This is a genomic window from Prevotella sp. P4-51 (genome assembly GCF_002251455.1).
GTDB lineage: Bacteria > Bacteroidota > Bacteroidia > Bacteroidales > Bacteroidaceae > Prevotella.
Genome location: NZ_NPJM01000049.1, coordinates 48188 through 72499, shown reverse-complemented (window position 1 = coordinate 72499; position 24312 = coordinate 48188). Strand labels below are relative to the sequence as shown.

Below are 24312 nucleotides of genomic sequence, written 5' to 3'. Positions count from 1 at the left end.
TGTTGCGGTTTTATTGTTTTACGTATGCGTTAAGACCCTCGATAGTATTGCCGGCAGACAGCAAAGTAAACAGCGGAGCCAACTTTGCCAGCAGACCTTCCTTAGCAGTCTTGCGCAGCTTCCAGTTATCGATATGGCTTAACAGTTCGCGCAGTGCATCTTCGTCGATACGACGCAGCTTGGCTGTTTCGCTTACGAAACTTTCAAGTGCGGATGTGTCTATGCCATATTCCTGCGCCAGTTCTGCAATCTTTTGGTTAAAGCGCTTATCCTTAAACGCCTTGTAACGATTGCGAATATCGGCTTCGCTCAATCCGCTTCCTTTCTCCAGTTCCTCTTCGATGAAGGCTTTCAGGTATTCGCGTTCGTTCATCAGATCGACGCTGCTTGAAAGAATCTCCAACAGTTGTTCTTTGGTGATTTTCACCTTCTCGAAATGCGTATCTGTGTATTTAGCCAGCAGACGCATGATGTAGTCGTAGTCCACCAGTGCAGAACTGAAGAGGGACAACTCGAAGTCCGGCTCATCCCCTTCAGGTGTTTCTTCGGTGCGTGAACCACCGCCCTCGGGACGTGAACGACGAGCAAGGTCAAGATATGCTGTGCGGAATTGCTGGAGCGTATCTTCCGGCATGGCGCTCTCAATGGACTCTTTCAACTCTTCCGGCAGGTCCACATATTGGTCGAGCTTCAGAGCCAGACGCTGCACATCCTTGAAAGCGTCAATGAAATGAGCGGTGTTTTCTCCCTGTGGGATATTGATAACCTCTTCAGGTTTACATTCCAAGCCCATGCCATTCATGACGGTCTGTAGCTGTGCGATTTTATCCTTATATTTCTCCACTACCTTTTCGGCAGGCTCCACAAGCCAATACTCCTTTCCTTTGCTCTTGTCGAAGCCACTAAAGAGTACCATAGCATCCTCCATCGCACTTTCAAGGTTGCGATAACAGATGATGTTTCCATACGGCTTCGTTCCGTCAAGGATGCGGTTCGTGCGGCTGAAAGCCTGAATGAGGCCATGCCATTTTAGGTCTTTCGCCACATAGAGCGTATTGAGGAACTTACTGTCAAAGCCCGTCAACATCATCTCCACAACAATCACGATGTCAAGCTTCTTGCTGTGAGGGTAGTCCTTATTCGGATACTTTTGGTCTTTGACACGCTGCTGCACGTCTCTGTAGTACTCATCGAAGAGGTCAGGAGAGAAATTAGTGTCGTACTGAGCGTTGTACGCATCGATAATTTCTCCCAATGACTTTTTGTTTCCATCAGGATTTTCTTTGTTGTCGGCTTCCTCCTGAGGCAGGTCCTCATCCGAACTGTTCTTCATCGGTGGAGTGAAGACAGCCGTGATATTCAGTGGAACATAATCAGGGTCTGCCTGAGAACGCTTTTCCTGTTCCTCCTTGAAAATCTGGAAGTATCTTATCGCATCCGGAATAGAAGGAGTAGCCATCAAAGCATTAAATCGGCGCTGTGCGGTGAGCTTATCGTGGTTGTCGAGGATATGCTGCACGATTTGGTTCTTGGTCAGCGGTGTTGCGGTTTTTTTCTGTCCGTCTGCCGACTTGTTCCCATAATACTCTACCTTAAAGCGCAATACATTATTGTCATTGATTGCGTTGGTGATGGTATATTCGTGCAAAGGCTCCTGGAATACATCTTCCGTGGTGATGCATTCGGCTTGCTGTCCGTTCACCCGAACATAATGGCTATTCTCCTCAAAAATAGGAGTGCCGGTAAAGCCGAAGAGTTGAGCCTTCGGGAAGAAGCTCTTGATGGCTTTGTGGTTTTCACCGAACTGGCTACGGTGGCACTCGTCAAATATAAAGACGATATGCTTATCTTTCAGACGTAGCAGGCGCTCGTAGAACTTATTCTTGTTCGATGGGTCGAGTGCGATACCCAGTTTCTGAATGGTGGTGACAATCACCTTATCAGCATAGTCAGTGCTTTCCAGCCTGCTAACAAGCGCAGCCGTATTCGCATTTTGTTCCACACATCCCTCTTGGAATTTGTTGAACTCATCGCGGGTCTGTTTGTCGAGGTCCTTGCGGTCCACCACAAACACACACTTCTCAACATCCTTGTTATCTTTGAGCAGCGTGGAAGCCTTGAAACTTGTCAGGGTCTTTCCGCTGCCCGTGGTATGCCAGATATAGCCGTTACCCATTTGTTCTGCCACACGGTTTACTATGGCTTCAACGGCATATATCTGATATGGGCGCATGACCAGCACTTTCTTCTCCGTTTCCACAAGCACCATATAGCGGCTGATAAGCTTGCCCAGTTCGCATTTCTGCAACATCATGTCGGAGAAATCAAACAATTGCGCAATCTTATGATTGTTAGGGTCGGCAGCGTGGTACACCGGCAGATAGTTGTTTGTGGTGTCAAAGTGGAAATGTTCGTCGTTATTATTGGCGAAATACATTGTGTCACTTCCACCGTTGCTGACAATAAACAGTTGCATGAAGCACATCAGCGTGTTTGTATATCCGTTTCCACGGTCTTGCTTGTAGCGAACAATCTGCTCAACAGCTTTCAGCGGAGAAACGCTGTGACGCTTCAGTTCTATCTGAACAAGTGGAAGACCATTTATAAGAATGATGACATCATACCGCTGACGGCTATTAGCGGTGTTGATGGTCAGTTGGTTTACAACCTCATACTCATTCTTGCACCAGTCGCGAAGATTCACCAGGCTATAGTCGAAGGTGGTGCCGTCGTTGCGCACAAAAGTTTGCTTTTCGCGCAGATGCTTGGAAGCAGTGAATACATCCGATGTGATGTTTTCCTGTAGCAGTTTACGGAATTCATCATCGGAGAGAGAGACGAAATTCAGACGCTCGAATTTCTCACGGAAGTTTCTTTCGAGTGCATCTAAGGTGCGGATGTCACTACGATAGGTGTACTTCAACTCTTGCAATTTCTCGATGAACTGTTGTTCAAGCTGTGCTTCGCTTTGGATCATGTCTCTTTGTTTTTTAGGTTTGACGGTGCAAAGTTAGGTTCTAACTATGCAAGTTTTCTTCACTCTTCGGAAAACCTTCGAAAGATGTCTGTTTTGCAGAGAAACTTCTTATCGGTTTCCGGGTGCAAAGTAAGGGTCTAACTGTGCAGGTTTTCTTCATCGCTGATATATTTTTGATTTAATGCAAGAATTTTTTCTGCAATATGTTTTCTATAACTTTCTGGAGCAAGTACTTCCATGTGGTCACCAAAAGAGAGTATGAGAGAGTCCAGCTCTTTATTTACTTTCACATTGATGGACACGATGGCATAGTCTTTATGCTCTTCTTTTATACGCTGGGAGAGATGTAGCGGTTTGGTACGGATGAACTCAAACCGCGGCTTGCTTACCTTTAGAACTATGTCTTCCGAATCAACATCAGGCACTGTAACGCCAACCACTTCGTCGAAGTAGTCTTCAAAATCCCTTTGTGCTTCTTTATAGGGAAGAGCCACTTCCTCGAATTCATCTATGCGGTCGAGGGCATAGTGTGCGTAGTAGGAGTGTCCTTTCACCTGTGCAATAAGATACCAGCGGTCATTGTATTCCTTTAAGAAGTAAGGATAGATGGTGGCTGTAATCTGACTTTTGCCGTAAGGTGTATATTTCAGTTTTAGAACGCGCCTAGTGATGATAGCCTGGAGCAGTTCATTGAAGTGGCTAAGCCCCTTCAAGTCAACGTTAGACTGAAAAGAAACCACCTGAGACGAATTTTCATCAAAGAATCCACCTTCAATCTGCATAAGGCAGGAACGCACCCAGTCGTATAACGGCTCTCCTTCAAAATTTTCCAGAACGCGTATAGCATCTCCTATCTTGTTTCTTTCCTCGTCGTTAATGCGGAATAGAGGAATGGTGAAATTTGTATCAGCATAGCGATATATACGCTTGCGACCCTGTTTCAGGGTTTCGTCAAGGACAATATGGTAGTCGGCTTCAAGTGTATTGATGTCATTTTGAATAGTGCGTTTAGACACATCGGGTTTATCTAAACGACGAAGAGCCTTGTTACACTCATCCACGAGGTCGTCGATGGTGTATCCTTTGTATCTATTGCGAAGGCATCTGTTCAGAACTTTATAGCGTTCAAGAACTTGTTTGTCAACTGGCATAGCTCTTACAAAACAAGAACCCCCAAGCAGTGTCTCGACAGGCGACCAAACCTTTATGCAACACTGCGAGGGAGTCCGTATATCTATTTGCCTATTGGCAGTTGGGGTCTTTTGTCGATGAATGTAACGTAGATTGTTCGTCATGCGCACATTGCATGCGCGCAAAGTTACAAAAAAATATGCAAAAAAACAGCCATTTCCTTTAATAAATAAGGTAAACAGCATTGTTTTTTACATCATTTTTGTAACAAAATGACTTGCTTGGCAAATTATTTTATTTGTAATCGGAGCTACACGATACTAATAATTTGTTACTATTTTTCACCATCCAAAGAACTTTCCACCATCATCACACTCACGTTCCCAATCGGACTTCCCATGCCAGGTAGTCCGATTATTCTTTTTCTTCCCCTTGTTTTTGTGGGCGATGATAAGCATGATGCCCACTATAATGATTATTACTCCCATATTATTGCGTTTACTTGTTTATTGTATTTTCAGATTCATTAACTGCTCCGTGATGAACTTCAGCAATATACGTGGGTCAAAGTATTTCCCCGTATCGCTCCACTTACATAACAAGTGTAGATGTGGGCCTGTAGTACGTTTGCCCGTGTTCCCACTAATCGCTATCTTTTGCCCGGCACTCACATGTTGGCCATTTACCACGTTAATTTTCGACAGGTGGAGGAACGAGCATGTGCATATGCCGTAATCGATGGTGATGTAGTTTCCACCAGCCGTTGATGAACCTGCATCTGTCACGGTGCCAGGCAACATCGAATAGACATCTTCATACTTTGCCCTTAAATCCAATCCATAGTGCATCCTGCCTTTCCTGCGGTTCATCGGATCACGCCTCATTCCAAAAGGCGAGTTTATATGGATGTCCTTCAGGGGCAATGCAACCATTAGGGGCACTTCTGTAGCAGCACTGTCTGCATGCATGTCTATGTCTTCTTCTAACGAGTCCTGAACGGTAGTATCAGTTAGAACTTCCACCATCGTTCTGACTTTTTTCTTTTGTGTTTCTCCAACCGTATGGAATGGAGATGCCTCTTGCTGTGCATGTATTCTTGCCGTCGATGAGAAGCAGCACAGTCCAATTAGGATAATTGTCTCTTTTAGCATGTAAAGTTACTAATTTTTGGTGATATATCAAAATATTGAGCGTCAAACTTGTGTAATGAATCGAGATTTTTGTCATTCAAGGTGCGGTTTGTATTGCTCAACATATTGATAATACTATTGGGAGAATAATCTCTTGTAAAGCTGGGTAGCTATCTTTGCCACAGTGGTTGTATATCTTGGGTCTTCAGCGTACCCGATGCGTTTTAGGAATTGTAGGTAGTTTCCTCCTTTATAGCGGTATTGGATGAATTTCTGATAGCCAACCACGCTGTCCTCCCATCTGGCAAAGCGATAGTAGTCCTTGTGCTTGCTATCGTATAATCCAAATAGGTTGTGATAGTTCTTGCATACGGGGCTGGTGAAGTGCCCGGTTTCCAGGACAGCCTGGGCCAATACAAAAAGTTGGTTGCTCAATCCGACCTCCTCGATGACATCAATCAAGTTGGCTAAAGTCAATTCTCGACTTTCTCCAGTATAGTAGCTGAGTACCTGCTGGTTATTATGTTCCATTAAAGTGCTTCTTTCCCTCTTGTTTTGTTTGTAACTCTCATAGAGTTTAATCAGCTTCTCCAACTGTTCTATAGACAATCCGGAATAGGCTGTAGTTGATAACTGAACTGAATCTACTATATTGGAATCAGTAGAGCAGATGCTATCAGGCACACCTTCTCGCGTCTTAATTTCTGCATTGTTCACAAATGTGCGGTTATGCTCACCTATGGTGTGAAATGACCCTGTGTTACTCTGCCCGTACAAAAACGTCGAACAAAGCAAGGCCATTACAGATAAAATCGATTTCTTAGTTTCCATGGTGCAAAGTTAGAGCCTCCTTATACCATTAGATTAAGAATAAAGAAAGAAACTTAATATAATGAGCGATTTTTAATTATTGGTACTAATCAACCACCTCGTTAGAACCAATAATAAAAAGAGAAGTCAAATATCACTATTTTGAGCACATTAAAGAACTTCTATCCTTTCTTATCCAGTAATTTTGCGTCAGCAAATTTTCAAAATGTATAAGAACATGGAAGAAAAAAGATTTCACAGAGAGGATTATCCCCTTGACATTCTTGCTGAGTTCGGGCTCACGGAGGAAATGATATATGACCTCCCCGAATTTGTGCATGAGACCCTTGAACGTGGTGGTAAGTCACCCTTGCTGCCTATATGCGTTGAACAGCCCTTTGGAGTAACCCATGCCTATGCCAAGTTCTGCCTTATCGAGACGGAAGAGGGCCTTGATGTCATGTTCTCACCCAAGCTGAAGAGCATTAACCTCGATGCTTTCAGTGAAGAGGAGCGCCAATCCCTTCTTAGTGGTAAGGTCATTGTTGCCGAGGTGGACGATAAGGCTGTTACTGACGAAGGGGTAGAGGAGATGCAGCGCATCCAAGCCTTCGTGCAGCTTGACCGTGACACCAACGGCGTGATTTATACGCCTACACAAGTCATCGGTCGTAACCTCAATGCCGTTGCCACCGAATATGAGTTGAGTGGCGAAGACCTTAATAGCTTCTGGAAGGGCGGTCTTGTAACACTCTATGAGGAAAACCGCCTGGGGCAAAAAGAACCAGTTACTATCGGTGTTGACCTCTTTACAGATACGGGAGTCATCGTCGTTCCAGGCACTGCTGCCAAATGGGAGAACACGGTGCGTCGTGTCATGCCAAGGTATTCATTCGGCAATGATGGATGTTGGCTCAATAAAGACGGACGACTCACCTATGTTCCTGAAGAGGAGTTCACCAAAGACATCCTTGACGAACTGGAGCGTATTGCCAAACTGCATGGAATGGTCAGCGAGGCACATGAGCTACGTCATGCCATTCAGGAACCTCACGTTCACGCAGTCAACACAGAAGAAGAGCAGCATCAGCTTGTGCGATAATATCAGAAATACGAGTAATACAGTATAACCATTAAACAACATCATTATGGCAAAGAATTATCCAGATTATGATGACCTTCGTGAACAGTACGAGGCCGGAAACATTTCTGCCGTGGATTTCGTTACACAGCAGTCAGATGAGTTAACAGAAGAATATGAGCAGTTCTGCAAGGACAAGTCCATTGATACGGGCAGTAACCAATCAGCCTTGGCATTTATGGACTATCGTGACGAGCTGTTCGAGGAAAGTCTGTCAAACTAACCAATAGGGAAAGGAGCGAATCATGAGCATACGTTCAGAATCACTTCCCATGAGAGGACGGCTTTCCTATCAGTTGGAAGACCTCCTTCGCAGGAACGGCATGAGTGCCCAGCTTGCCGTCAAGGATGGCCAGTATAAGCTCCTTGTTCAGGGGCATGACTCCCCGTTACTGCAATATAACATCAGTGAGCAGCAGTTCCGTGCTCTCGGTGATGGTGGCACCAACTATGCCAACAAGAAAGCCTATAATGTTTTCAATGGCATTGTCGGCAAGGAGTTCGACCTCCCTTCATCATTCGTTGCAGCCCGTAATGTCAATGGCCGTGTTGCCATGGGACTTCATGGTTACAGGGTCGGTGTTGGAGAGTATGGGCGGCCTATGCCTTTCCGTCCCCATGCCTTTGGTCCTGGATTTCTTGGATGGATGCCGAGACAACAGGCAGGCTTCCACCTTCGTCGTGTCGGCGATGTGCCTATGGTCGTGGAGCATCCTGACGGACGCATACGCCCAGGAGAGCTGAAAAGCGGTGGCTACGGTTACTATTATAAAGGTGGTGTGACTCAGGCGCAGGAGGTGGCAGATCCATTGAGGGATTTGCAGACCTATTTTCCACCTGTTCAGACACGTCCACGTCCTTCAGAACCAGCCAAACCGTATAAGGAGCTGATTACGTCAGATGTGTATTTCACCAATGAGAAATGGCAGGAGGTATTGTCTTCACACGGTATCATCATTGATGCCGACAAGAAGCTGCTTACAATCCAGTCTTCAGGAACTCAGCAGGATTTCGTGTATGACCTGACAGAGGAAGAGGTCAAGAAACTCACGGAAAATTCATTGAAGAATGTTCCATTACAGGAACGTCTCGACATTCTCAGCCATGTTATCAGCGGAGATTTCAAGGACTCTATCACCAAAGACATGCTCAACAGCAAAGAGCGTATCAGCATCACCTTGAAGCCGGAAGTGGAGCAGGAACTTAATGTCCAGGCGCAACAGCGCGGTCTTCAGACGGTAGATGTTATTCCAGACCCGTTGCAGGAGCAACAACACTTCGCGCCAACCCTCAATCCAGAGGAAGGCTATGTCAACGGTGCTGAACTTGCAGAAGGCAACGAGCGCAAGGGCTGGTATCGTGAGGGCAATCATGGACGTGAGGTAGAGGTCGGTGACATCTGGGTGGAGAAGGGACAGCCGGAACGTTCACAGCAGCAAGAGACACAACCGAAGAAAGATAACAAGAACAACGAGCAAGTCACTTATCGCATGAGTGCTGTCATCAATGGTCAGGTCGTTTCCCATGAGATCAGCAAGAAACAGTATGACAAATTTCTTGCCGTCGATGACTACCAGCGTCAGCGCATGTTATCCAAGGTGTTTAATGAGGTCGATTTGAAGACCCGTCCTGAATTGCGACAGGGCTTTAATCTCGGTGCTTTCCTCGCTGCCGCAGGGGAAGCCACCTATCTTGGTGCCGACATCGCCCATAACGTAGAGCATATCCGTCATCCGCATTATGCCGCCGATGTATATCACGAGGTTCATGGCACTGGTCGAATCTATGCCAAGCCAGGCGTGGACTCTCCGCAGGACATCGCTTCAAGAGCATTCGAGGCTGGTCTTAACCAAGGCATCTATGGGCATGGGATAGGCAGGTGATAAATCAATAAAGACCGATGATGAGCAGCAATGACATGACCTATCAGGACTATCTTGACCGCATCAACATTCAGGAAGTCCTTCTTCACGCCGGTTACACCTTGAACCGACGTGACGGAATGCGTTATCCTTCTTTTGTCCGTATTGGCAGTGATGGATGCCGTATTCACGGCGACAAGTTCATTGTCACCCAGAACGGCAATACTTGTTTCCGTCCACCTGAACAGAAGTCCTACAATGTTATCAGCCTTATCAAGAGCTTCCCCGGAATGTTCAAGGAACATGTCGGCTCTTCCAATCCAGACCATCTGGTTAACGAGGTGTGCCGTAATATCCTTAACATTCCAAGCGAAGAAAGGCAAGGCAGGATTATTGAGCCGCGTAAGGAACAAAAATCTTTTGACCTCAACAACTATACTATCCATGCCTTCCGTAAGTACGACTTCGAGGGTATCAAGAAGTTCTATCCGTTCTTCATCACCAGAGGCATTAGCCTTGACACCCAGAAAGCCTTTGGTGCTCATTTCATACTTACAACAAAAGAGTCGTTGGATGGAGGTAAGAGTCATACCAACCTTTCCTTCCCGTTGTATGTGCCAGGCAATACAAATGTCGTCGGTTTGGAAGAACGAGGCTATCCCCGTCTTGACGGCAGTTCCGGCTACAAGGGCAAGGCATTGGGAAGCAACAGCTCCGAAGGGTTGTGGATAGCTGCTCTTGGCAAGCAGGACTTGTCGGACGCTACCGATGTATATTGGTTTGAATCCGGCTACGATGCCATGTCATACTATCAGCTTCATGTGAAAGACAATCCCTCGTTGGAAAAAGCCGTGTTTGTCTCTACTGGTGGCAATCCCACCGTCGGACAGATGCAGCGTATGCTGGCAGTCACGCCGTCAGCCAGACACCATATCTGTTTTGACAATGACCTCGCAGGTCGTCAGTTCACGGAAAACCTAAAGGGTGAGATACATCGCATAGCCCTCTCTTCCGTTGTCGTAACGCCAGAGCGCAAGCCATATCTCGATTCTATTCCCTTATCTCAGGATTATGCCAAAGGCGATATTGATACATTGCCGAAGCCTTTGCAGGACAAGTATGCTAAATACGAGTCTGCATGGGAAGAGTCCATGTCCATGCGTCAGAGTCATCTGTGCTATGAGGGTGACATCAGAGAACAGGAGGATTTGACAAGAAAGCTCTATAATGAATACAAAGATTCTGTCAGGGATTTCCTTGGTATAGACTCACGGAAGGTAATCCCATTTGTCCGTGAGGTTCCAGAGCGCGGAAAGGATTGGAATGATCAAGTCCTCTTGGAGAGGGAAGATAGTCTGAAAGCAACTGAAGAAGAAGAGACTCGCAGTGTCGCTTCTGGCATTGACCTCGATGCCGATGGTGAGATTGAGGTCAATGAGAGTGAGGAAAAGAAACGTGTTCACTTTATCAAGAGGTAGTATGAGCCAGGCATTTCCAAACATAAAGATACGTCCACACGGATTACAGTTTGTGGCAGGAAACATCGGCGGCATCGTCTGTGCGGTGCTGATCCTTTTATTGGCTGGCTATGACGGCTTGTTGCCGAAAAGTATCTTCCCGTTTATGATGGCAGCATTCGGCTTATTGTTCATCAACCTCTTGTGTAAATGTGTCTATCTGTTGCGCATATCCTATATCATCACAGAGGAGCAGCTTCAATATGAATATGGCATCCTGTCATTGCAACGTGATTTCATTGAACTTTACCGTGTTGTGGACTATAGTGAGCAGCGCAGTTTCCTACAGATGCTTTTCGGCCTGAAGACTGTCAGCATCTACAGTGGTGACAAGACCTGTCCACGTCTGGACATTATCGGTGTTCAAGGTGACAGCGACTTGATAACAATGATACGTGAACGAGTAGAGTATAACAAGAAAAAACACAACATCCATGAGTTTACGAATATACGATAGGCTCTTCAAGAAGAGCGACAAGCCCAACATGATACCGTCGTGGAATAACGCCTCTGTCAAGCAGTGGATGGTTGTCTCATTGATGGCACTCATCCTTTGGGTAGTAAGCTGTCAACGTGGCTATAGCCAGATAGTAACCGCTAATCCTGGGGAATATACCATATTGGCTACAGGCAATGCACTCATCAACAATACCGTGAAGTCAGAAACCAAGGCAGAACGAGAGACGGCTGTCATGCAGAATGCGATGGCTGGAGAGTTCACGAAGATGGCCGAATGGGAACGTCAATACAATTCTTATCTGAAGATGGCCAATGGATATGCCTCTGCCATCAAGGCAGCCACCCATATCTATGATGATGGTGTTCGCATCCTGCTTACGTTGAACAAGCTACGTCAGGCGGCAACGAACAATCCCCAAGGTATAGTGGCTACGCTTGATATGAATAACCTGTATATGGAAACAGTCACGGAAATGGTCAGCGTCTTCACACTGCTGAAGAATGCGGTTGCCAAGGGTGGTGAGCAGAATATGCTTACCGGCTCTGAGCGCTCCAAGACACTTTGGGAACTGGAGGATAAGCTCTCGTCATTTTCCCATAAGCTTCAATTGCTCTACATCAGCATCCGTCATTACAGGATGGCAGATGTCTGGAATCGTGTAACGGCAGGAATGATAGACCGTGATAAGGGCGGCATTGCCCGGCAATCTCTGTCTCACTGGCGGCGTTATGCCCGTGAGGTGGCACAATATGGACATTAAGATGAATGGAAAGATAAAACATATTATACTGGTTCTGTCCTTTCTATGGATGATGCCGAGTCTGTCTCATGCACAGATAGACCCGACGCTGACAGCCATGATCCTGGAGTACACCCATAAAGCCAAGTCCCAGTACAACTCTCAACTGGAAGTGATGGCCGTGGAAACGGAAGGTCATGTGTGGCTCAAACAGGAGGTCGAGGCGACAAAAAATTATCAGGAGCAGTTCGACCGATATATAAGCACTTTCAGAGGTATTATCTCATACGCTGCACAAGTCTATGGCTTCTACTATGAGATCAACCACCTGACAGAGAACATGGGGCGATTGTCCCACCAGATTGGTGATACACCTGTCAATGCCATTGCTGTAGCCCTCCATAATCATAGGAATGACATCTACGTGGATATCATCAACCAAAGCATTGGTATTGTGAACACCATAAGACAGGTGTGCATTGATACGAAGATGACAGAGAAACAGCGAATAGAGCTGGTTTTCTCCATCCGTCCACAATTGCAGCAGATGAACAGAAAGCTTGCCATGCTTACGAAGCTGGTAAGATGTACCACGATGGCCCAGGTATGGTATGGCATCGAGCAAAGGTCTTTGCCTCATAGGGAAGGCAAGGCTGGCATTGTTGAAGAATGCCTGGGTATGTGGCGAGTCAATGGAAGAAGTGTTAAACCAAGAAGATAAAAATACGACTATGGGATGGTTATCATTAGCAACAAGAATACTGCCCAAGGTGTGGCGGGCAGGTAGTAAGGCCACATCGACATTATGGCATGGTGGAAGTACCGTGCTTGGTGCTGGCGGCAAGGCTCTGACTGTTGCCGCAAGGAACCCGAAGGCAACTGCTGCAACAGGTGTTGCAACCTTTGCCGGATGGCGGATGTTGGATCATCCAGAGGAAAGCCTTGGAACCGCTGTCGGCAAAACGGTAAGAGGTGCTGTTGACCAGAGTGGTGACTTCGCCCATGATGCCGTCAATGGCTTTACGGGGGAGAACACTGTCGAACAAGTCAAAGACACTGCCAGCAATGTCGTTGATGGCTTGCAGGAAACGGTCTCGGAAACAAAGAGCGTTCTCGGTTCTTTGGGAAACACGCTACAAGGGATTGGTTCATCATTAGGCAATCTCTTAGGAGGTGGCTTGAATATGTTTTCCAATTTCTTTAGCAACCTTACTAACGGAAAAATATCAGGACTTGGCATCGGTGGACTCATAGCTGCCGGCTACCTGATGTTTGGTCGGTCAGGATTGCTTGGTAAGATAGGCGGTGCTTTGCTCGCCATGATGATGATTAGCGGCAATTCCCGTCAACAGGCACCGGCTGTAGCCCAAGAGAATACTCAGCAACAGTCCCAGGAGCAACAGCACGGAATGCGCAGGTAATACGAATAATATCAGTAATAACATAAATACATCGCATTATGAAAAAGATATTCATGCTCATGTCATCTGTGTTCCTGGCATGCCCTATCTATGCGGATGCTATCACAGATGGAATCTCAACGGCTGGGGATGCCGTTTTCAGTTATACATCTTATGTTCAGGCATTCGGCTATGTCCTGTCCTGTATCATCGGTATTGTAGGGGCGTTTGTCATCTACTATGCTATTGCCAACAACGAACAGAACATTCGAAAGCGTCTTCTGATGTGGGGTGGTGGTTGCGTCACCATGCTTTGTATGACTATCGCATTGCCCAAGTTCTTTGATTATCAGAAAGGGCTTGCAGGTAGTACGTTGGCAGACGGAGGAAACGGTTCTGGTGGCTTCCATCGCTTTGTCGGAGGTGATGACTATGGTCGTCTTATCATCGACATCCCAGACCTGAGTGATCCTCGTTGGCGGCCTGACCCCATTTATGACCGTCGTATTCTTCCCCCAAGAAGACCAGTCCTGATTGTTACCGACTAAAAGTTCATTTTCAACATTATGAATATACAGCATACAATGAATCTCTATTCTCCAAGTGGCTATGCCATGCCTTTTGAGGCAGACGAGAATACACCCATTGAAGTGGCCAGAAACTATGGCAAACATGTTAATGAGAAGACTGGAGAAGAAAGTTTCTCTCATGGTATGGATTTCAGGGTACGTCGTGGTACTTGGCTGAAAGCCTTGGCTACGGGTGTCGTATCTGGCATATCCAGTGATACTCAGAATGGGTTTAGCCTGACGGTCAATTATCCCAACTATGCGGATGGTAAGCGAAGCTGCTATGATGTTATCTACAGTCATATCAGCGAAGCAGTCTGCAATTTCGGTAAGAATGTCAAGGCTGGTGATAACGTGGCTCGATGTGACGGGCTCCTGCATGTAGAGGTGCATTTCAACGGTGAAGAGACAGACCCACTGGAGTTCCTGACCATGATTAGGGACAATCTTATTGTGAACAGCCAGAAGGATATGTCCGGGACTAATCCTGAGATTGCCACCTTGGATTTTGATGTTCATACTCCTTATGACGCTCAACAGACAGAGATAGACCAGCTGATGATGCGTTACTTCGGCAGTTATATGACCGACCTGCTTAGCGGAAACTATCATGTTCCAACCCAGACGGAGCAGGGCTTGCGTAATGTCATTGCAGAGGGTGCAAGGAATGGAGCATACTATGAGCATACTCCTTCCATGCTCAATCCCCTTGGCCTTGGTCATCGCAGTTTCTCTATCATCGAGAGAGTGCAGACCATTCTGATTACGGACTTCCTAAATTACCTTGCCTTGATGCACAGCGTGTTCCTGTCTTCCATGAGTGAAATCGAAAAAAAAAAGCTGCTGACAGGGCTGTAGAGAGTCAGGGTGTCTTAGACCCTTTGGCTGACTTTGAGATTGACATCCAGAGCTTCGATATTCAAAGGACGGTCAGTGTCTATCCCGACAGGGACGGCATCGTATGGTGGACGAAAGCCTGGTTCAACGGACGTAAGAAAGGAGAACGGGCCATAGAGATTAGCAGGGCACTGGCCATCAAATTCATCCACGATGACATCCAAAAGGATGAGTGGCTGGAAGAGTTCTTTCCCAAGCAGATGGAAGTTCTTCATGCGGCACTCGCACAGACCAGGGAGCAAGTCATTAACCAATATCAACAGACAGTAGTATAGCTATTATGGCAGATAATAAAGACATATTTACTTCCACAGTCGTTCCCATCATGGACAAAGTCCGTGATGACCTTCAGCGCAAACAGGCTGACGAGTATGAACGCCACAGCAGGTCATGGGGTGCTATGATGGCTGGTGCTGCAGGTCCTGATGGCGGCATGGCTTCGTTGGATGCCTATAACAGTACCATCCTTTACACAGGAGAGTGGAACACCAAAACGGTGGAAGACTATATTGACATGGTAAAGGCTGAACTGAAGAAAAAAGGCATTGCTGTTGATGCTGTACTGGAGAAAAAGATGATAGACCATCTTATCCATCAGCAGATGCCCAAATCTACAGTTGAATATATTCTTCGCAAGGCAGCAGAAGGCACCATCTTCTATCTTCCCCAACGTGCCAGGACATCTTCTTTACAAGACCACATCAATAAAGAAGCTGAACGACAATACAATCCATCATTGGCTTCAGAGATTACAGGTAATATCCTTTCTTGGGCTGCCAATGCAGCAAGTACAGGCGGTTTTGGTGGGTTCATAGGACAGACCATATTAGATCTCGGTGTGGAGGGTGGTTCACGTATTGCCCCAGGGCAAGAATCAGAATATCTTGAAAAGCAAAAAGATATTGCCAGAAAAGAGGTGGCAGCAGCAAATAAGAAGAAGGTCACAATTCCACGATGGATGCTCACCCAGATGGGATTTGAACGCATAGCGGACGCAACCGACAAGCAACTGGGCGTTGCAGTACAATGGGCACAATCCAATGCGGATATCTATCGTAAGAAAGTCAATACAGCTGTCAACAATGGTTCCAGAACTGTTAAGTCCCATGGTGATGGAAATGACATGTCCGTTACTGATGCAACTTTACGTGCCATGCAATATGAAGCCTATGTAAAGGCACTGAAAAAGGAGCAGGTCTCTCGAAAAGAAGCCCGTAAGGAAGAACAAGCTAAAGCCTCAGTCATAACAGAAGCCGAAGAGACGAGTATAGCATCACCAAAGGTGACTCAGAGCGTTCCGGAAGAGCAGTCTTCCCATAACACAGAGGCCGTTCAAAGTAATACAGCTGATACAAGCTCTGCCCCCAATGATAATATTCTGGGCAAATTCGGAGGGTGGAACAACCTTCTGGATGCCTTTGGCCTCTCAGGGGCAGGTGATACGTTCAGGTATCTTGGAGTCACTCTTGCCAATCTGCCGGATATGCTGTTGGGTGTCTTTACGGGACGTACCAAATCCATCGGCCTGAACAAAAGTACGATGATGCCGTTGGCGGCTTTGATTGGCGGTTCATTTATCAAGAACCCATTGCTGAAGATCCCTATGATGCTATATGGTGGTGCCAACCTCATTAATAAGGTCGGTCAGGAGTCTTTGGCCGAATATAGGCAGGAAAATGGACTCACTCAGCCAGTGCGGTATAAGCAATATCCAAATGAGGAACTGAATGCAAGAATCAGCAATCCTCATGTCGAGGGCAATGTGCTCATTGTCGATATAGACCACGTTCCCCGTATAGTCACTATGCCTCCGACATTGGCAGATGCCTATCAGTCTGGAGCCATTCCGTTGAACACCCTAGCGAATCACATCCTTGCCAAGACTGATCAGATGCAACGAATACAGATTACTGAACAGCCATCGCAGGAAGTGGCAAGGCATTATGAGCAGAACCAGGAGCGTGAACAAGTCAAGGGAATTCGATAGAGACAAGTATATAATTAATTTCTAACCATTAAATGATACGATAATTATGGCAGAAGAAACAATTCAGAAAAAGACTGGCGCAGAACGCCAAGCGGCGTTTTTAGTGACGGCACTCGAACGTGCCAGCCAGCAAAACGGTGTCCTTTTGAACGGCACCAAGAAGCAAACTCCGCGGTTCTTTGACAAAGGACTTCGTGTTAATCCTGTAAATGCGCTCATTATGGCCATTCACAGCGATATGGGCGGTTTTAAGACGAACAGCTATGTGCTGTTCAATGACACAAAGAACCGTGGTGAAGCCGTCCGAAAGGGCGAAAAGGGAGTTCCGTTCTTATGGACAAACAACAGTGAATATGTCAACAAGGATAATCCTGAAGACAAAATCACCCGTGAGGCTTTCAAGGCACTTCCAGAGTCTGACCAAGCTAGTTACAAGCCGAATCCGAGGGAGGATGTCTATGTCTTGTTTAACATAGACCAGACGACGATGCCCAACGTCCATAAGGAGGACTATGAAAAGCAGGTTCAACTATATGGAGGAACTGCTGAAGCCCAGGATGCCTCTTATATGGACAAGGATGATAAGGCCAAGCGTATCAGCGTAAACCAGTTCATCCTGAACATGCGCGACAACCTTGTGCCCATCCGTAAGGATGCTACAGGCATAGCCCATTATGATGGTCAGCGTGATACCGTATATATCCCTGCCCAGAAAGGCTTCCCTTCATACGCTGACTATGTGCAGGAGGTGGCGCGTCAGGTTGCCCATGCTACTGGAGTCAGCGGACGGCTCAACCGTGACAGCGGTGCAAGTCAAAAAGAAACCCTTGTTGAAGAACTTGCATCTGCTGTCAAGATGTTGGATTTTGGTATGCCTGCTAAGTTGCGTCCTGAAACCATGAAGTCACTTCCTGCTATCATTGAGCAGATGAAGGCAGATCCTCAGCTTGCCGAGGATGTCCTCCATGAAGTTAACCGTACCGTCGGCATGATGAAGAAAGCGGAGAATGGCGAGAAGATACAGCTCATTGAGAAGCCTTCTAATGAACGTCAGCAGCAGTGGGCAGCACAGTTCCCGATTGCACATGTGCCGGAACAATTCTCAGCTGTTACCATGCTCAAAGACGACGAAGGCAAGTGGACGCTGGCCATGAAGGCTGAAAACATGCCCGTTCTTTCTGTTCATCCATCCAAGGAAGATGTCAGCCTTTATTTCGATGTCATCAAGAACGACCATGACGATGCCCATGTGCAGGAGTTCCGTACACAGATGGCTCAGAAATACTATTCCTTGTTCAGTAAGAACCAGGTTCCTCCAGTCAACATCTTCAAGAGTGATGCCAGTCAGGAGGCGTTAGACCTTATCTCCAAGGTCAATGCTTTCAAGACAAAAGATTCAAAGATTCTCCTTGTCGCCACAATCGGCGATGAGAAGCAGAAACCTCGATATGTCAATCAGGAACAGTGGCAACGCTTGTGGCTGGCAGATGACAAACAGGACTACAAAAAGCATTTGGCAGCAGCCCTTTATTCTGATGTCCTTGCCAGAAAGCTCGAAGAAACGAAAGAAAGGGTTGCTCCAGAAGTTGATGGCACAAAACTTCATGAGGAGCAGGAACGTAGGAACAATCAGCAAGAAGAGAAACGCCGTAATTCGCCTGAGCAGAAAGAGAAAGAACGACAGGAAGAGAAAGCTAAGGAGGAAGCGACCAAAGCAGAAACCAAGGCAGTAGCTGCTGTTGTCCTTTCGCCCATGATGAAACAGTTCCTGGATCTGAAGAGCAAACATCCAGATGCTCTTTTGCTGTTCCGTGTCGGTGATTTCTATGAGACTTATCAACAGGATGCAAGAAAAGCATCCCAGGTTCTTGGCATTACCCTTACTAAAAGCAGCAAGACAAAAGGGCCGGATGGCAAACCTGTGGAGATGGCAGGATTCCCTTATCATGCTCTTGATACCTATTTGCCAAAGCTTATCCGTGCCGGTGAGCGAGTGGCCATCTGTGACCAGTTGGAGAATCCCCGTGCCACGACAAAAAGAAACTCTGAAGAATCTTCTCAGGAAAACAAGCAAGAAGTGAAAGAAGTTGTTGCTCCTGCTAAAAAACAGGAGGAGGAACAGCATCGAGGCGTTCACAGATAATGAAACATTATGGCAAACAATTCAAGACAGCAATACATTGACCAGTATGCGGAGTACGCCATGGAACAAATGCGCAGGTATGGCATACCTGCTTCTGTGACCCTTGCGCAAGGCATCATTGAGTCTGCTAACGGCAAGAGCACCCTTGCCCGGACAGCCAATAATCATTTTGGCGTGAAGGGCGAGTTCAACGGTGCATACGTCCTTGCAAATGATGATAAGCCAAACGAGAAGTTCAAGAAGTATGACAATGTGGGACAAAGCTATGAGGACCATTCCAAAGTCCTCATGGCTTCACGTTATCAAAAATATGTCGGGAACCTATCTCCTGATGATTACAGGGGATGGGCTGCTGGCATTAAAAAGGGCGGCTATGCCACTGCCTCCAATTATGTCTCGACCATCGTTGGTGTTATCGAGGGCAGTAACCTCCAGAAGTATGACAAGATGGTTATGGAGCAGATGAAGAGGGAAGGACGGCAATTCGGCACTGCCTCCAATCCATTGAAGGCAGGTGCATCTACCAGTCCATCCAGTAATAGCGAGCTGAAGTCAACAGGAATGGATTTGCCGCAAGGTGAATACAGTATGCCAGTTAAGCGAGACTCCTTTATGCTCATAACTTCTCCTTATGGACCACGAAAAGACCCGATGGATCGAAGCAGGACACAAGTTCATCATGGAATCGATATCAAAACCAATGGTGATGCAGTCCTTGCAACGGAAAACAACGGAACAGTAGTGGCCGTCAACCATAACACCAATACAGGTGGTGGCAAGACGGTAACTGTGGAATATGCTCGTCCAGATGGTAGCAAGACACAAGTGCAGTATATGCACCTTTCTCAAATTGATGTCAAAAAAGGCGATACCGTACAGGCCGGGCAGAAACTGGGCGTGTCAGGAAACACAGGCTCTCGCACGACAGGTGAACATCTGCATTTTGGTGTCATCAATATCTCCTCTGAAGGAAAGCAGCAATGGGTCAATCCTGCTGCCTACCTTGCAGAAATCAACCAGAAAGGGAATCTTCAGAAACAGGCTCAGTATAATGGCAAAGATCTGTTGGCACAATACCAGGCAGGTGGAACACTGACTCCGCCACCTGCTACGCAACAGCAGCAGGTCACTCCCAATGACTGGCTGACCATGCTGATGTCTTCCGATGATTCAGCTTTGGCTCTTAGCGGACAAGGTGAGGGTGGTGGCCTTTTGGATTCCATTATGAAAATGTTCATGACGATGCTTCTTCTGAGTATGCAGATGGAGAACAAAAGCAAAGAAGAGAAAATGGAAACTGTAACGGATGCCTTGGTCAACCGGAGGATCGATATCAGCGGATTTACGCCTAATCTGAAATCCGCTATGTTGACCATTAAGGACAGCGGTACTGCCGTCCTCACTACTGATGACGGCAAGAAACAGTATGTCCATGAACTGACTTCCGCAGAACAGTCACGTTTGTCACAGGTGCTTGGAAGTGACGTGGATGATGCCACAAAACGTCAACGCATTGGTGCTATGGTCAGTGCCATTACTTTCTCCCAACAAGCGTCGCAGAACTACGAGCAGATCGTTACACAGCAGCAGTCCCAGGAACAGAATTTACAAAGGAAATAATTATTCATTAAAAGCATTAGTACAATGATTAGAGCAGATGTTAACATGACTGGCACTATCAAGAGAAGTGCCACCACACGAACAGACAAAAACGAAAAGCCTTATTTGTCTTTTGTAGTGAACGTAAAACTCCCGGATGCCAAAAGCAAAGGAAGAGATCTGGATGTTCTCGTAACTTTCCAGGGAGGAAAGAAAAGTGACCTTTCCCTTCTCGCAGAGAAGCAGAGGGTCACGGTGCAGGGAACACTCGACATTAGGAAAAAAGGGGAAGACCTGGCCTTCTATCTTACGGCAAACAAGGTTTCAGTCAAAAATGTGCCAGACGAAGATGGCATCACAGGTGAACTTCATTTTAGAGGTCGTCTGAAGAACGATAATATCTATGAGGAAAAGAGTGACCGCAATGGCAATCCATATCTTCTGTTTTCGGCATACTCATCTGAGAAGGTAGGTGATAATTTTGTCAGCACGTGGGTTCGCTTCCTTCGTTTTCCTGAAAAGGGTGCTGGTATTGAGACCATCAAGCCGGAATGGATGCAGCCCAGGTGCAGGGTGAGCATTGACGGTGAACTACAGCTTGCTTCGTATGACAAACAAGTTCGGCTGTCCTGCCGTGTTAGTGACATGAAGGAATTCATCAAAGAAGAATACCAGAACAAGTAATATTGAAACTATGGCTAAGAAGAACTATACCACAAATGCTGATGGGAGAAGTGCTGAGGACAAGGCAATGGACAAGTTCGCCGAGCTGATGATTGAGAAGATTACCAATCTGCAAGGTGACTGGAAAAAGCCCTGGTTCTCCCCTCAGGCAGCCCAATTGCCGCGCAACCTCAGTGGCCGTCAGTATAATGGCATGAACAGCATCATTTTGATGCTCATGCAGGAAAAGAACGGATGGCAGACATCCCGTTATGCTACCTTTGACCGTATCATGGGACTGAACTATGTCAAGGACAAGGAAGGTGGACGGACACCAGCACTTGACGAGAAAGGTGAAAGGCTTCCGATGGTATCGGTAAACAAAGGCGAGAAGAGTACGCCTGTCATGTTGACGACCTTCACGGTGGTCAATGCAGAGACTAAAGAGCGCATCAAGTACGAGGATTATAAGCAGATGAGTGAGGAGGAACGTGCGAAATACAATGTTTATCCAAAGCTTCAGGTTTACAATGTCTTCAACCTTGACCAGACGAACATGAGGGAGGCGCGTCCCGAAATGTACGAAAAGTTCCTCAATGAGTCAAAGGGTGAACGGGAAACATCTGATAAGGAGATGGAGAGTTTTCCAGCTATTGATGCAATGATAGAGAAGGACCTGTGGGTTTGTCCTATCAAGCCGACTCATGGTGACAATGCCTATTACAGCATCAGCAAAGACATGATTGTTGTTCCTGAGAAGCAACAGTTTATAGATGGAGAATCGTTTTATTCCAATCTTTTGCATGAGATGAGTCACAGTACAGGTTCGGAGAGTCGTCTTAATCGTCTGAAGCCAGGACAAAGTTTCGGCAGTGCAGAATATGCTCGTGAGGAACTGGTGGCTGAACTTACTGCTGCCTTGGTGTCATCGCAGTACGGGATGACGAAGCATGTAAAGTCAGACAGTGCGGCCTATCTGAAGGGATGGCTCTCGAATCTAAAAGAAGACCCCTCGTATATAAAGACAACGCTTTTGGATGTAAAGCGTTCTGCATCATTCATAGGCCAGCGTGTCGATGCGGTTAATATGCGGATTGAGCGTGATGGTGTTAATGCGGACTTTTCCGACATCCGTGAACAGAACAAAACCTATGCTCCGACTCATCAGGCATCTAAGCCAGGCGGACAGACCACTACGGAAACGGAAAAGCCTAAACAAGAAGATGTGAAGTCAGAGCAGCAGGAACAGCTGGCAGCACGCGGGGTTGACCCGCCTCGATTTCACCGTTGACGGTATCACGGTCAAGGATAATCATATGGAGGTGCTGTTCACGTTCCATGCCGATGATGCAGAGATGTATTTCGGAAAGACACCTGTCAGTGTGGATATGGGAACAGCCCTTTACATGCTTCAGCAAAAGGACTCCATGCCACAAGGAAAGGCATGGGGGGACAGCTTTCCTGCTGTCGTTAACCATACATCTTCCAGTGTGGCAAGGCATCACCCGGACTTCATTGCAGCCAAGCAAGGTGATTTCGATGCTGCCATCAGGCTCGTTGATGATCTCGTAAAGGACGAAAAAGTGATTGATGTCGCCACACGTTTCCCTGAAGCTCATGTAGCATATATTCATCGTCAAAATGGGACTGGCATCAATATGATACCAGCTGCATTTGCAGCAAAATTCTCAGCTGCAGGTATGACGGTAGAGGATGACATTATTGCAATAACTAATGTCTCTCATACAGATGCTTCTGACGTTGCGCGTCTTAGCCGTAGGATGCGATTTGAAGGGAATGTCACAAAGGGTGCCAGTTACATCATCCTGGATGATTTCATTACCTCTGGTGCAGAACTCAGGGATATGCGAGACTACATTTCCAGCAAAGGTGGCAATGTGGTGATGATAACGACTTTCGGACACGGAAGTTTCGGTAAGCTTACAGACATCAGGATTGATAACGACTACAAGAACAAACTGAGAGAAGCAGGTATCACAGATCAAGATTTAAGAAAATATGGAATCGCATCAGAAATCGGCTGTCTCACCATCAGCGAAGCAGCTAAGCTCAGCAGAGTGGTTAACGCCAGCGCAAAGAAACGGACTCCGCAAGTCGTCGAAAGATTTTCAGTTGCACGTCAGGAGCAGTCCACAGTTTCAGCGATGGCAAAGGACGTTTCTGGAACAGAAGAGAAAATGACAAACCACGTACAGGACACCTCTATATCACGCTCTTATGTGCATAGATGACAAAAAGCATGGCCTCTAATGGTCATGCTTTTGTAATAATTGTGTCGAAAGCCCAGTCATCTTAACGACAGCTATACTCTGCAATAAAGCTACTATCAGAATATGCCGAACGGCGATGCTTGACCAGAATCGAAAGAAAGGTTTTGTGTTTGGACAGACTCAAAAGAAGCAATATCATAATTGCTTTTCAGTCTTATTCTATTCCGATGTCCAGTGAGATTCTTCTCAATGTAGAGTTCTGTTATATCACGCAGGTCGTTTCCATATTCATCCTGATAGACTTGATAATATTCGGGACGATGTATAAACATGACCATATCCGACACATCTTCTATTGTTCCAGAATCGCGTAGGTCTGAGAGTTTGGGAGTGTAGATGGAATCAGTAGCCTCTTTGTGCTCGGGCCTGTTTGTCTGAGAGAGAATGATGAAAGGCACATTCAGTGTCATGGCCAGAGATTTAAGACGGCAGACAACTTCCGTGACTTCATCGTTCCTGGTCCAGTTTGGATTACCCTTTGATTGGATGAGTTGCAGATAATCAATAAAAACGGCTTTCGCCTTATTTTGCTTGCAGAACATGTGTACTTGTTCTTCCAGTTTGTCTATGCTGATGCCTTGTGTGTCAAAGATATATATAGGAGAGTCCCGAAGTGCTGCTGAGCCTCGTTCAAGGTTTTCCCATTCTTCCACCGAAAGCATTCCGCTGACGATGTGTTCAAGTGGAATCTTACAAACAATCGAGAGAAGGCGCTGGACAATCTTTTCTCCAGTCATGCTGGGTGATATGTATATGACAGGCATTCGGTGGTCGATGGCTATTCTTTTTACCATAGACAGTGCAAGTGAGGATTTTCCTATTGCAGGTCGTCCGGCAACGGTAATCAAGTCCCCCTCTTGAAAGCCATGCGTTATTTTGTCCAGCTCTTCAATGCCTGACGACAGACCTGTTATGCCACGGCCATCGATGGAAACTGTTTGTATCTTCCGTAGAAAAAGATCAGTTGTATTCTTGATGTTACTCATATTATCCATA

The 24312-nt window shown here is 46.4% G+C and carries 22 protein-coding genes; 17 read left to right on the top strand and 5 right to left on the bottom strand.

Going from position 1 to position 24312, the window contains the following annotated elements; translation table 11 throughout:
* Positions 1–10: 10 nt before the first annotated feature.
* From CIK94_RS06535 to CIK94_RS14565, 4 genes are all read right to left on the bottom strand, one after another.
* Positions 11–2977 carry a type I restriction endonuclease subunit R gene (locus CIK94_RS06535; RefSeq protein WP_094422051.1) on the bottom strand — a complete coding sequence of 989 codons (2967 nt, stop codon included), beginning with the start codon at positions 2975–2977 and terminating at the stop codon, positions 11–13.
* Positions 2978–3114: 137 nt separating this feature from the next.
* Complete coding sequence (locus tag CIK94_RS06530) at positions 3115–4128, bottom strand: YafY family protein (protein WP_158216530.1); 1014 nt, start codon at positions 4126–4128, stop codon at positions 3115–3117.
* Between the two features lie 486 nt (positions 4129–4614).
* The gene (locus CIK94_RS06525) at positions 4615–5259 is read right to left on the bottom strand and encodes a M23 family metallopeptidase (RefSeq protein WP_094422047.1); all 645 of its coding nucleotides are present in this window, start codon (positions 5257–5259) and stop codon (positions 4615–4617) included.
* 114 nt (positions 5260–5373) lie between these two features.
* Entirely contained in the window at positions 5374–5955 is a 582-nt protein-coding gene (locus CIK94_RS14565) for a glucosaminidase domain-containing protein (protein ID WP_254046155.1), read from the bottom strand.
* A 331-nt stretch (positions 5956–6286) separates the two neighbouring features.
* On the opposite strand from CIK94_RS14565, the gene CIK94_RS06515 reads away from it, so the two are divergent.
* The 17 genes from CIK94_RS06515 to CIK94_RS06435 all read left to right on the top strand — a co-directional run bounded on the left by CIK94_RS06515 (position 6287) and on the right by CIK94_RS06435 (position 23277).
* Entirely contained in the window at positions 6287–7150 is an 864-nt protein-coding gene (locus CIK94_RS06515; protein ID WP_158216529.1) for a DUF4099 domain-containing protein, read from the top strand.
* Between the two features lie 46 nt (positions 7151–7196).
* Positions 7197–7412, top strand: a complete 216-nt coding sequence (locus tag CIK94_RS06510) for a hypothetical protein (protein WP_094422043.1) — start codon at positions 7197–7199, stop codon at positions 7410–7412.
* 22 nt (positions 7413–7434) lie between these two features.
* The gene (locus tag CIK94_RS06505) at positions 7435–9072 is read left to right on the top strand and encodes a hypothetical protein (RefSeq protein ID WP_094422041.1); all 1638 of its coding nucleotides are present in this window, start codon (positions 7435–7437) and stop codon (positions 9070–9072) included.
* Between the two features lie 17 nt (positions 9073–9089).
* Positions 9090–10529, top strand: a complete 1440-nt coding sequence (locus tag CIK94_RS06500; RefSeq protein WP_254046154.1) for a toprim domain-containing protein — start codon at positions 9090–9092, stop codon at positions 10527–10529.
* 1 nt (position 10530) lies between these two features.
* Positions 10531–11025 (top strand): PH domain-containing protein, encoded by a 495-nt coding sequence (locus CIK94_RS06495; protein WP_158216528.1) that lies wholly within the window; start codon positions 10531–10533, stop codon positions 11023–11025.
* Positions 11026–11092: 67 nt separating this feature from the next.
* The gene (locus CIK94_RS06490) at positions 11093–11788 is read left to right on the top strand and encodes a hypothetical protein (protein ID WP_254046163.1); all 696 of its coding nucleotides are present in this window, start codon (positions 11093–11095) and stop codon (positions 11786–11788) included.
* On the top strand, positions 11778–12488 hold the full coding sequence (locus CIK94_RS06485; RefSeq protein WP_254046153.1) for a hypothetical protein: 711 nt from the start codon (positions 11778–11780) through the stop codon (positions 12486–12488). Before CIK94_RS06490 ends, CIK94_RS06485 begins: the two co-directional genes overlap by 11 nt.
* A complete protein-coding gene (locus CIK94_RS06480; protein ID WP_094422037.1) occupies positions 12460–13188 on the top strand; it encodes a hypothetical protein in 729 nt (242 codons plus the stop codon). The genes CIK94_RS06485 and CIK94_RS06480 overlap by 29 nt, the downstream gene beginning before the upstream one ends.
* A gap of 38 nt (positions 13189–13226) precedes the next feature.
* Positions 13227–13715 carry a DUF4134 family protein gene (locus tag CIK94_RS06475; RefSeq protein ID WP_094422035.1) on the top strand — a complete coding sequence of 163 codons (489 nt, stop codon included), beginning with the start codon at positions 13227–13229 and terminating at the stop codon, positions 13713–13715.
* Positions 13716–13733: 18 nt separating this feature from the next.
* Positions 13734–14594, top strand: coding sequence for a M23 family metallopeptidase (locus CIK94_RS06470; protein ID WP_094422033.1), 861 nt, complete (start codon positions 13734–13736; stop codon positions 14592–14594).
* 23 nt (positions 14595–14617) lie between these two features.
* Complete coding sequence (locus CIK94_RS06465; RefSeq protein WP_094422031.1) at positions 14618–14908, top strand: hypothetical protein; 291 nt, start codon at positions 14618–14620, stop codon at positions 14906–14908.
* A gap of 5 nt (positions 14909–14913) precedes the next feature.
* Entirely contained in the window at positions 14914–16620 is a 1707-nt protein-coding gene (locus tag CIK94_RS06460) for a hypothetical protein (RefSeq protein ID WP_094422028.1), read from the top strand.
* A 46-nt stretch (positions 16621–16666) separates the two neighbouring features.
* Positions 16667–18763 (top strand): zincin-like metallopeptidase domain-containing protein, encoded by a 2097-nt coding sequence (locus CIK94_RS06455; RefSeq protein ID WP_094422025.1) that lies wholly within the window; start codon positions 16667–16669, stop codon positions 18761–18763.
* 9 nt (positions 18764–18772) lie between these two features.
* Positions 18773–20383, top strand: a complete 1611-nt coding sequence (locus CIK94_RS14920) for a glucosaminidase domain-containing protein (RefSeq protein WP_094422023.1) — start codon at positions 18773–18775, stop codon at positions 20381–20383.
* Positions 20384–20407: 24 nt separating this feature from the next.
* On the top strand, positions 20408–21046 hold the full coding sequence (locus CIK94_RS06445) for a hypothetical protein (protein ID WP_094422021.1): 639 nt from the start codon (positions 20408–20410) through the stop codon (positions 21044–21046).
* A gap of 10 nt (positions 21047–21056) precedes the next feature.
* Complete coding sequence (locus CIK94_RS06440; RefSeq protein WP_094422019.1) at positions 21057–22316, top strand: ArdC family protein; 1260 nt, start codon at positions 21057–21059, stop codon at positions 22314–22316.
* Between the two features lie 25 nt (positions 22317–22341).
* Positions 22342–23277: a hypothetical protein gene (locus CIK94_RS06435; RefSeq protein WP_144008324.1), complete on the top strand. Its 936-nt coding sequence runs from the start codon at positions 22342–22344 to the stop codon at positions 23275–23277.
* A 95-nt stretch (positions 23278–23372) separates the two neighbouring features.
* Here CIK94_RS06435 and CIK94_RS06430 read toward each other — a convergent pair whose 3' ends face one another.
* Positions 23373–24302, bottom strand: a complete 930-nt coding sequence (locus CIK94_RS06430) for a DnaB-like helicase C-terminal domain-containing protein (protein ID WP_158216527.1) — start codon at positions 24300–24302, stop codon at positions 23373–23375.
* Positions 24303–24312 lie beyond the last annotated feature (10 nt).

Bases quoted from the DNA above. Each gene is read 5' to 3' on its own strand.
- CIK94_RS06535 (WP_094422051.1), bottom strand. From the start codon at position 2,977: ATGATCCAAAGCGAAGCACAGCTTGAACAACAGTTCATCGAGAAATTG.
- CIK94_RS06530 (WP_158216530.1), bottom strand. From the start codon at position 4,128: ATGCCAGTTGACAAACAAGTTCTTGAACGCTATAAAGTTCTGAACAGA.
- CIK94_RS06525 (WP_094422047.1), bottom strand. From the start codon at position 5,259: ATGCTAAAAGAGACAATTATCCTAATTGGACTGTGCTGCTTCTCATCG.
- CIK94_RS06515 (WP_158216529.1), top strand. From the start codon at position 6,287: ATGGAAGAAAAAAGATTTCACAGAGAGGATTATCCCCTTGACATTCTT.
- CIK94_RS06510 (WP_094422043.1), top strand. From the start codon at position 7,197: ATGGCAAAGAATTATCCAGATTATGATGACCTTCGTGAACAGTACGAG.
- CIK94_RS06505 (WP_094422041.1), top strand. From the start codon at position 7,435: ATGAGCATACGTTCAGAATCACTTCCCATGAGAGGACGGCTTTCCTAT.
- CIK94_RS06500 (WP_254046154.1), top strand. From the start codon at position 9,090: ATGATGAGCAGCAATGACATGACCTATCAGGACTATCTTGACCGCATC.
- CIK94_RS06495 (WP_158216528.1), top strand. From the start codon at position 10,531: ATGAGCCAGGCATTTCCAAACATAAAGATACGTCCACACGGATTACAG.
- CIK94_RS06490 (WP_254046163.1), top strand. From the start codon at position 11,093: ATGGTTGTCTCATTGATGGCACTCATCCTTTGGGTAGTAAGCTGTCAA.
- CIK94_RS06485 (WP_254046153.1), top strand. From the start codon at position 11,778: ATGGACATTAAGATGAATGGAAAGATAAAACATATTATACTGGTTCTG.
- CIK94_RS06480 (WP_094422037.1), top strand. From the start codon at position 12,460: ATGGAAGAAGTGTTAAACCAAGAAGATAAAAATACGACTATGGGATGG.
- CIK94_RS06475 (WP_094422035.1), top strand. From the start codon at position 13,227: ATGAAAAAGATATTCATGCTCATGTCATCTGTGTTCCTGGCATGCCCT.
- CIK94_RS06470 (WP_094422033.1), top strand. From the start codon at position 13,734: ATGAATATACAGCATACAATGAATCTCTATTCTCCAAGTGGCTATGCC.
- CIK94_RS06460 (WP_094422028.1), top strand. From the start codon at position 14,914: ATGGCAGATAATAAAGACATATTTACTTCCACAGTCGTTCCCATCATG.
- CIK94_RS06455 (WP_094422025.1), top strand. From the start codon at position 16,667: ATGGCAGAAGAAACAATTCAGAAAAAGACTGGCGCAGAACGCCAAGCG.
- CIK94_RS14920 (WP_094422023.1), top strand. From the start codon at position 18,773: ATGGCAAACAATTCAAGACAGCAATACATTGACCAGTATGCGGAGTAC.
- CIK94_RS06445 (WP_094422021.1), top strand. From the start codon at position 20,408: ATGATTAGAGCAGATGTTAACATGACTGGCACTATCAAGAGAAGTGCC.
- CIK94_RS06440 (WP_094422019.1), top strand. From the start codon at position 21,057: ATGGCTAAGAAGAACTATACCACAAATGCTGATGGGAGAAGTGCTGAG.
- CIK94_RS06435 (WP_144008324.1), top strand. From the start codon at position 22,342: ATGGAGGTGCTGTTCACGTTCCATGCCGATGATGCAGAGATGTATTTC.
- CIK94_RS06430 (WP_158216527.1), bottom strand. From the start codon at position 24,302: ATGAGTAACATCAAGAATACAACTGATCTTTTTCTACGGAAGATACAA.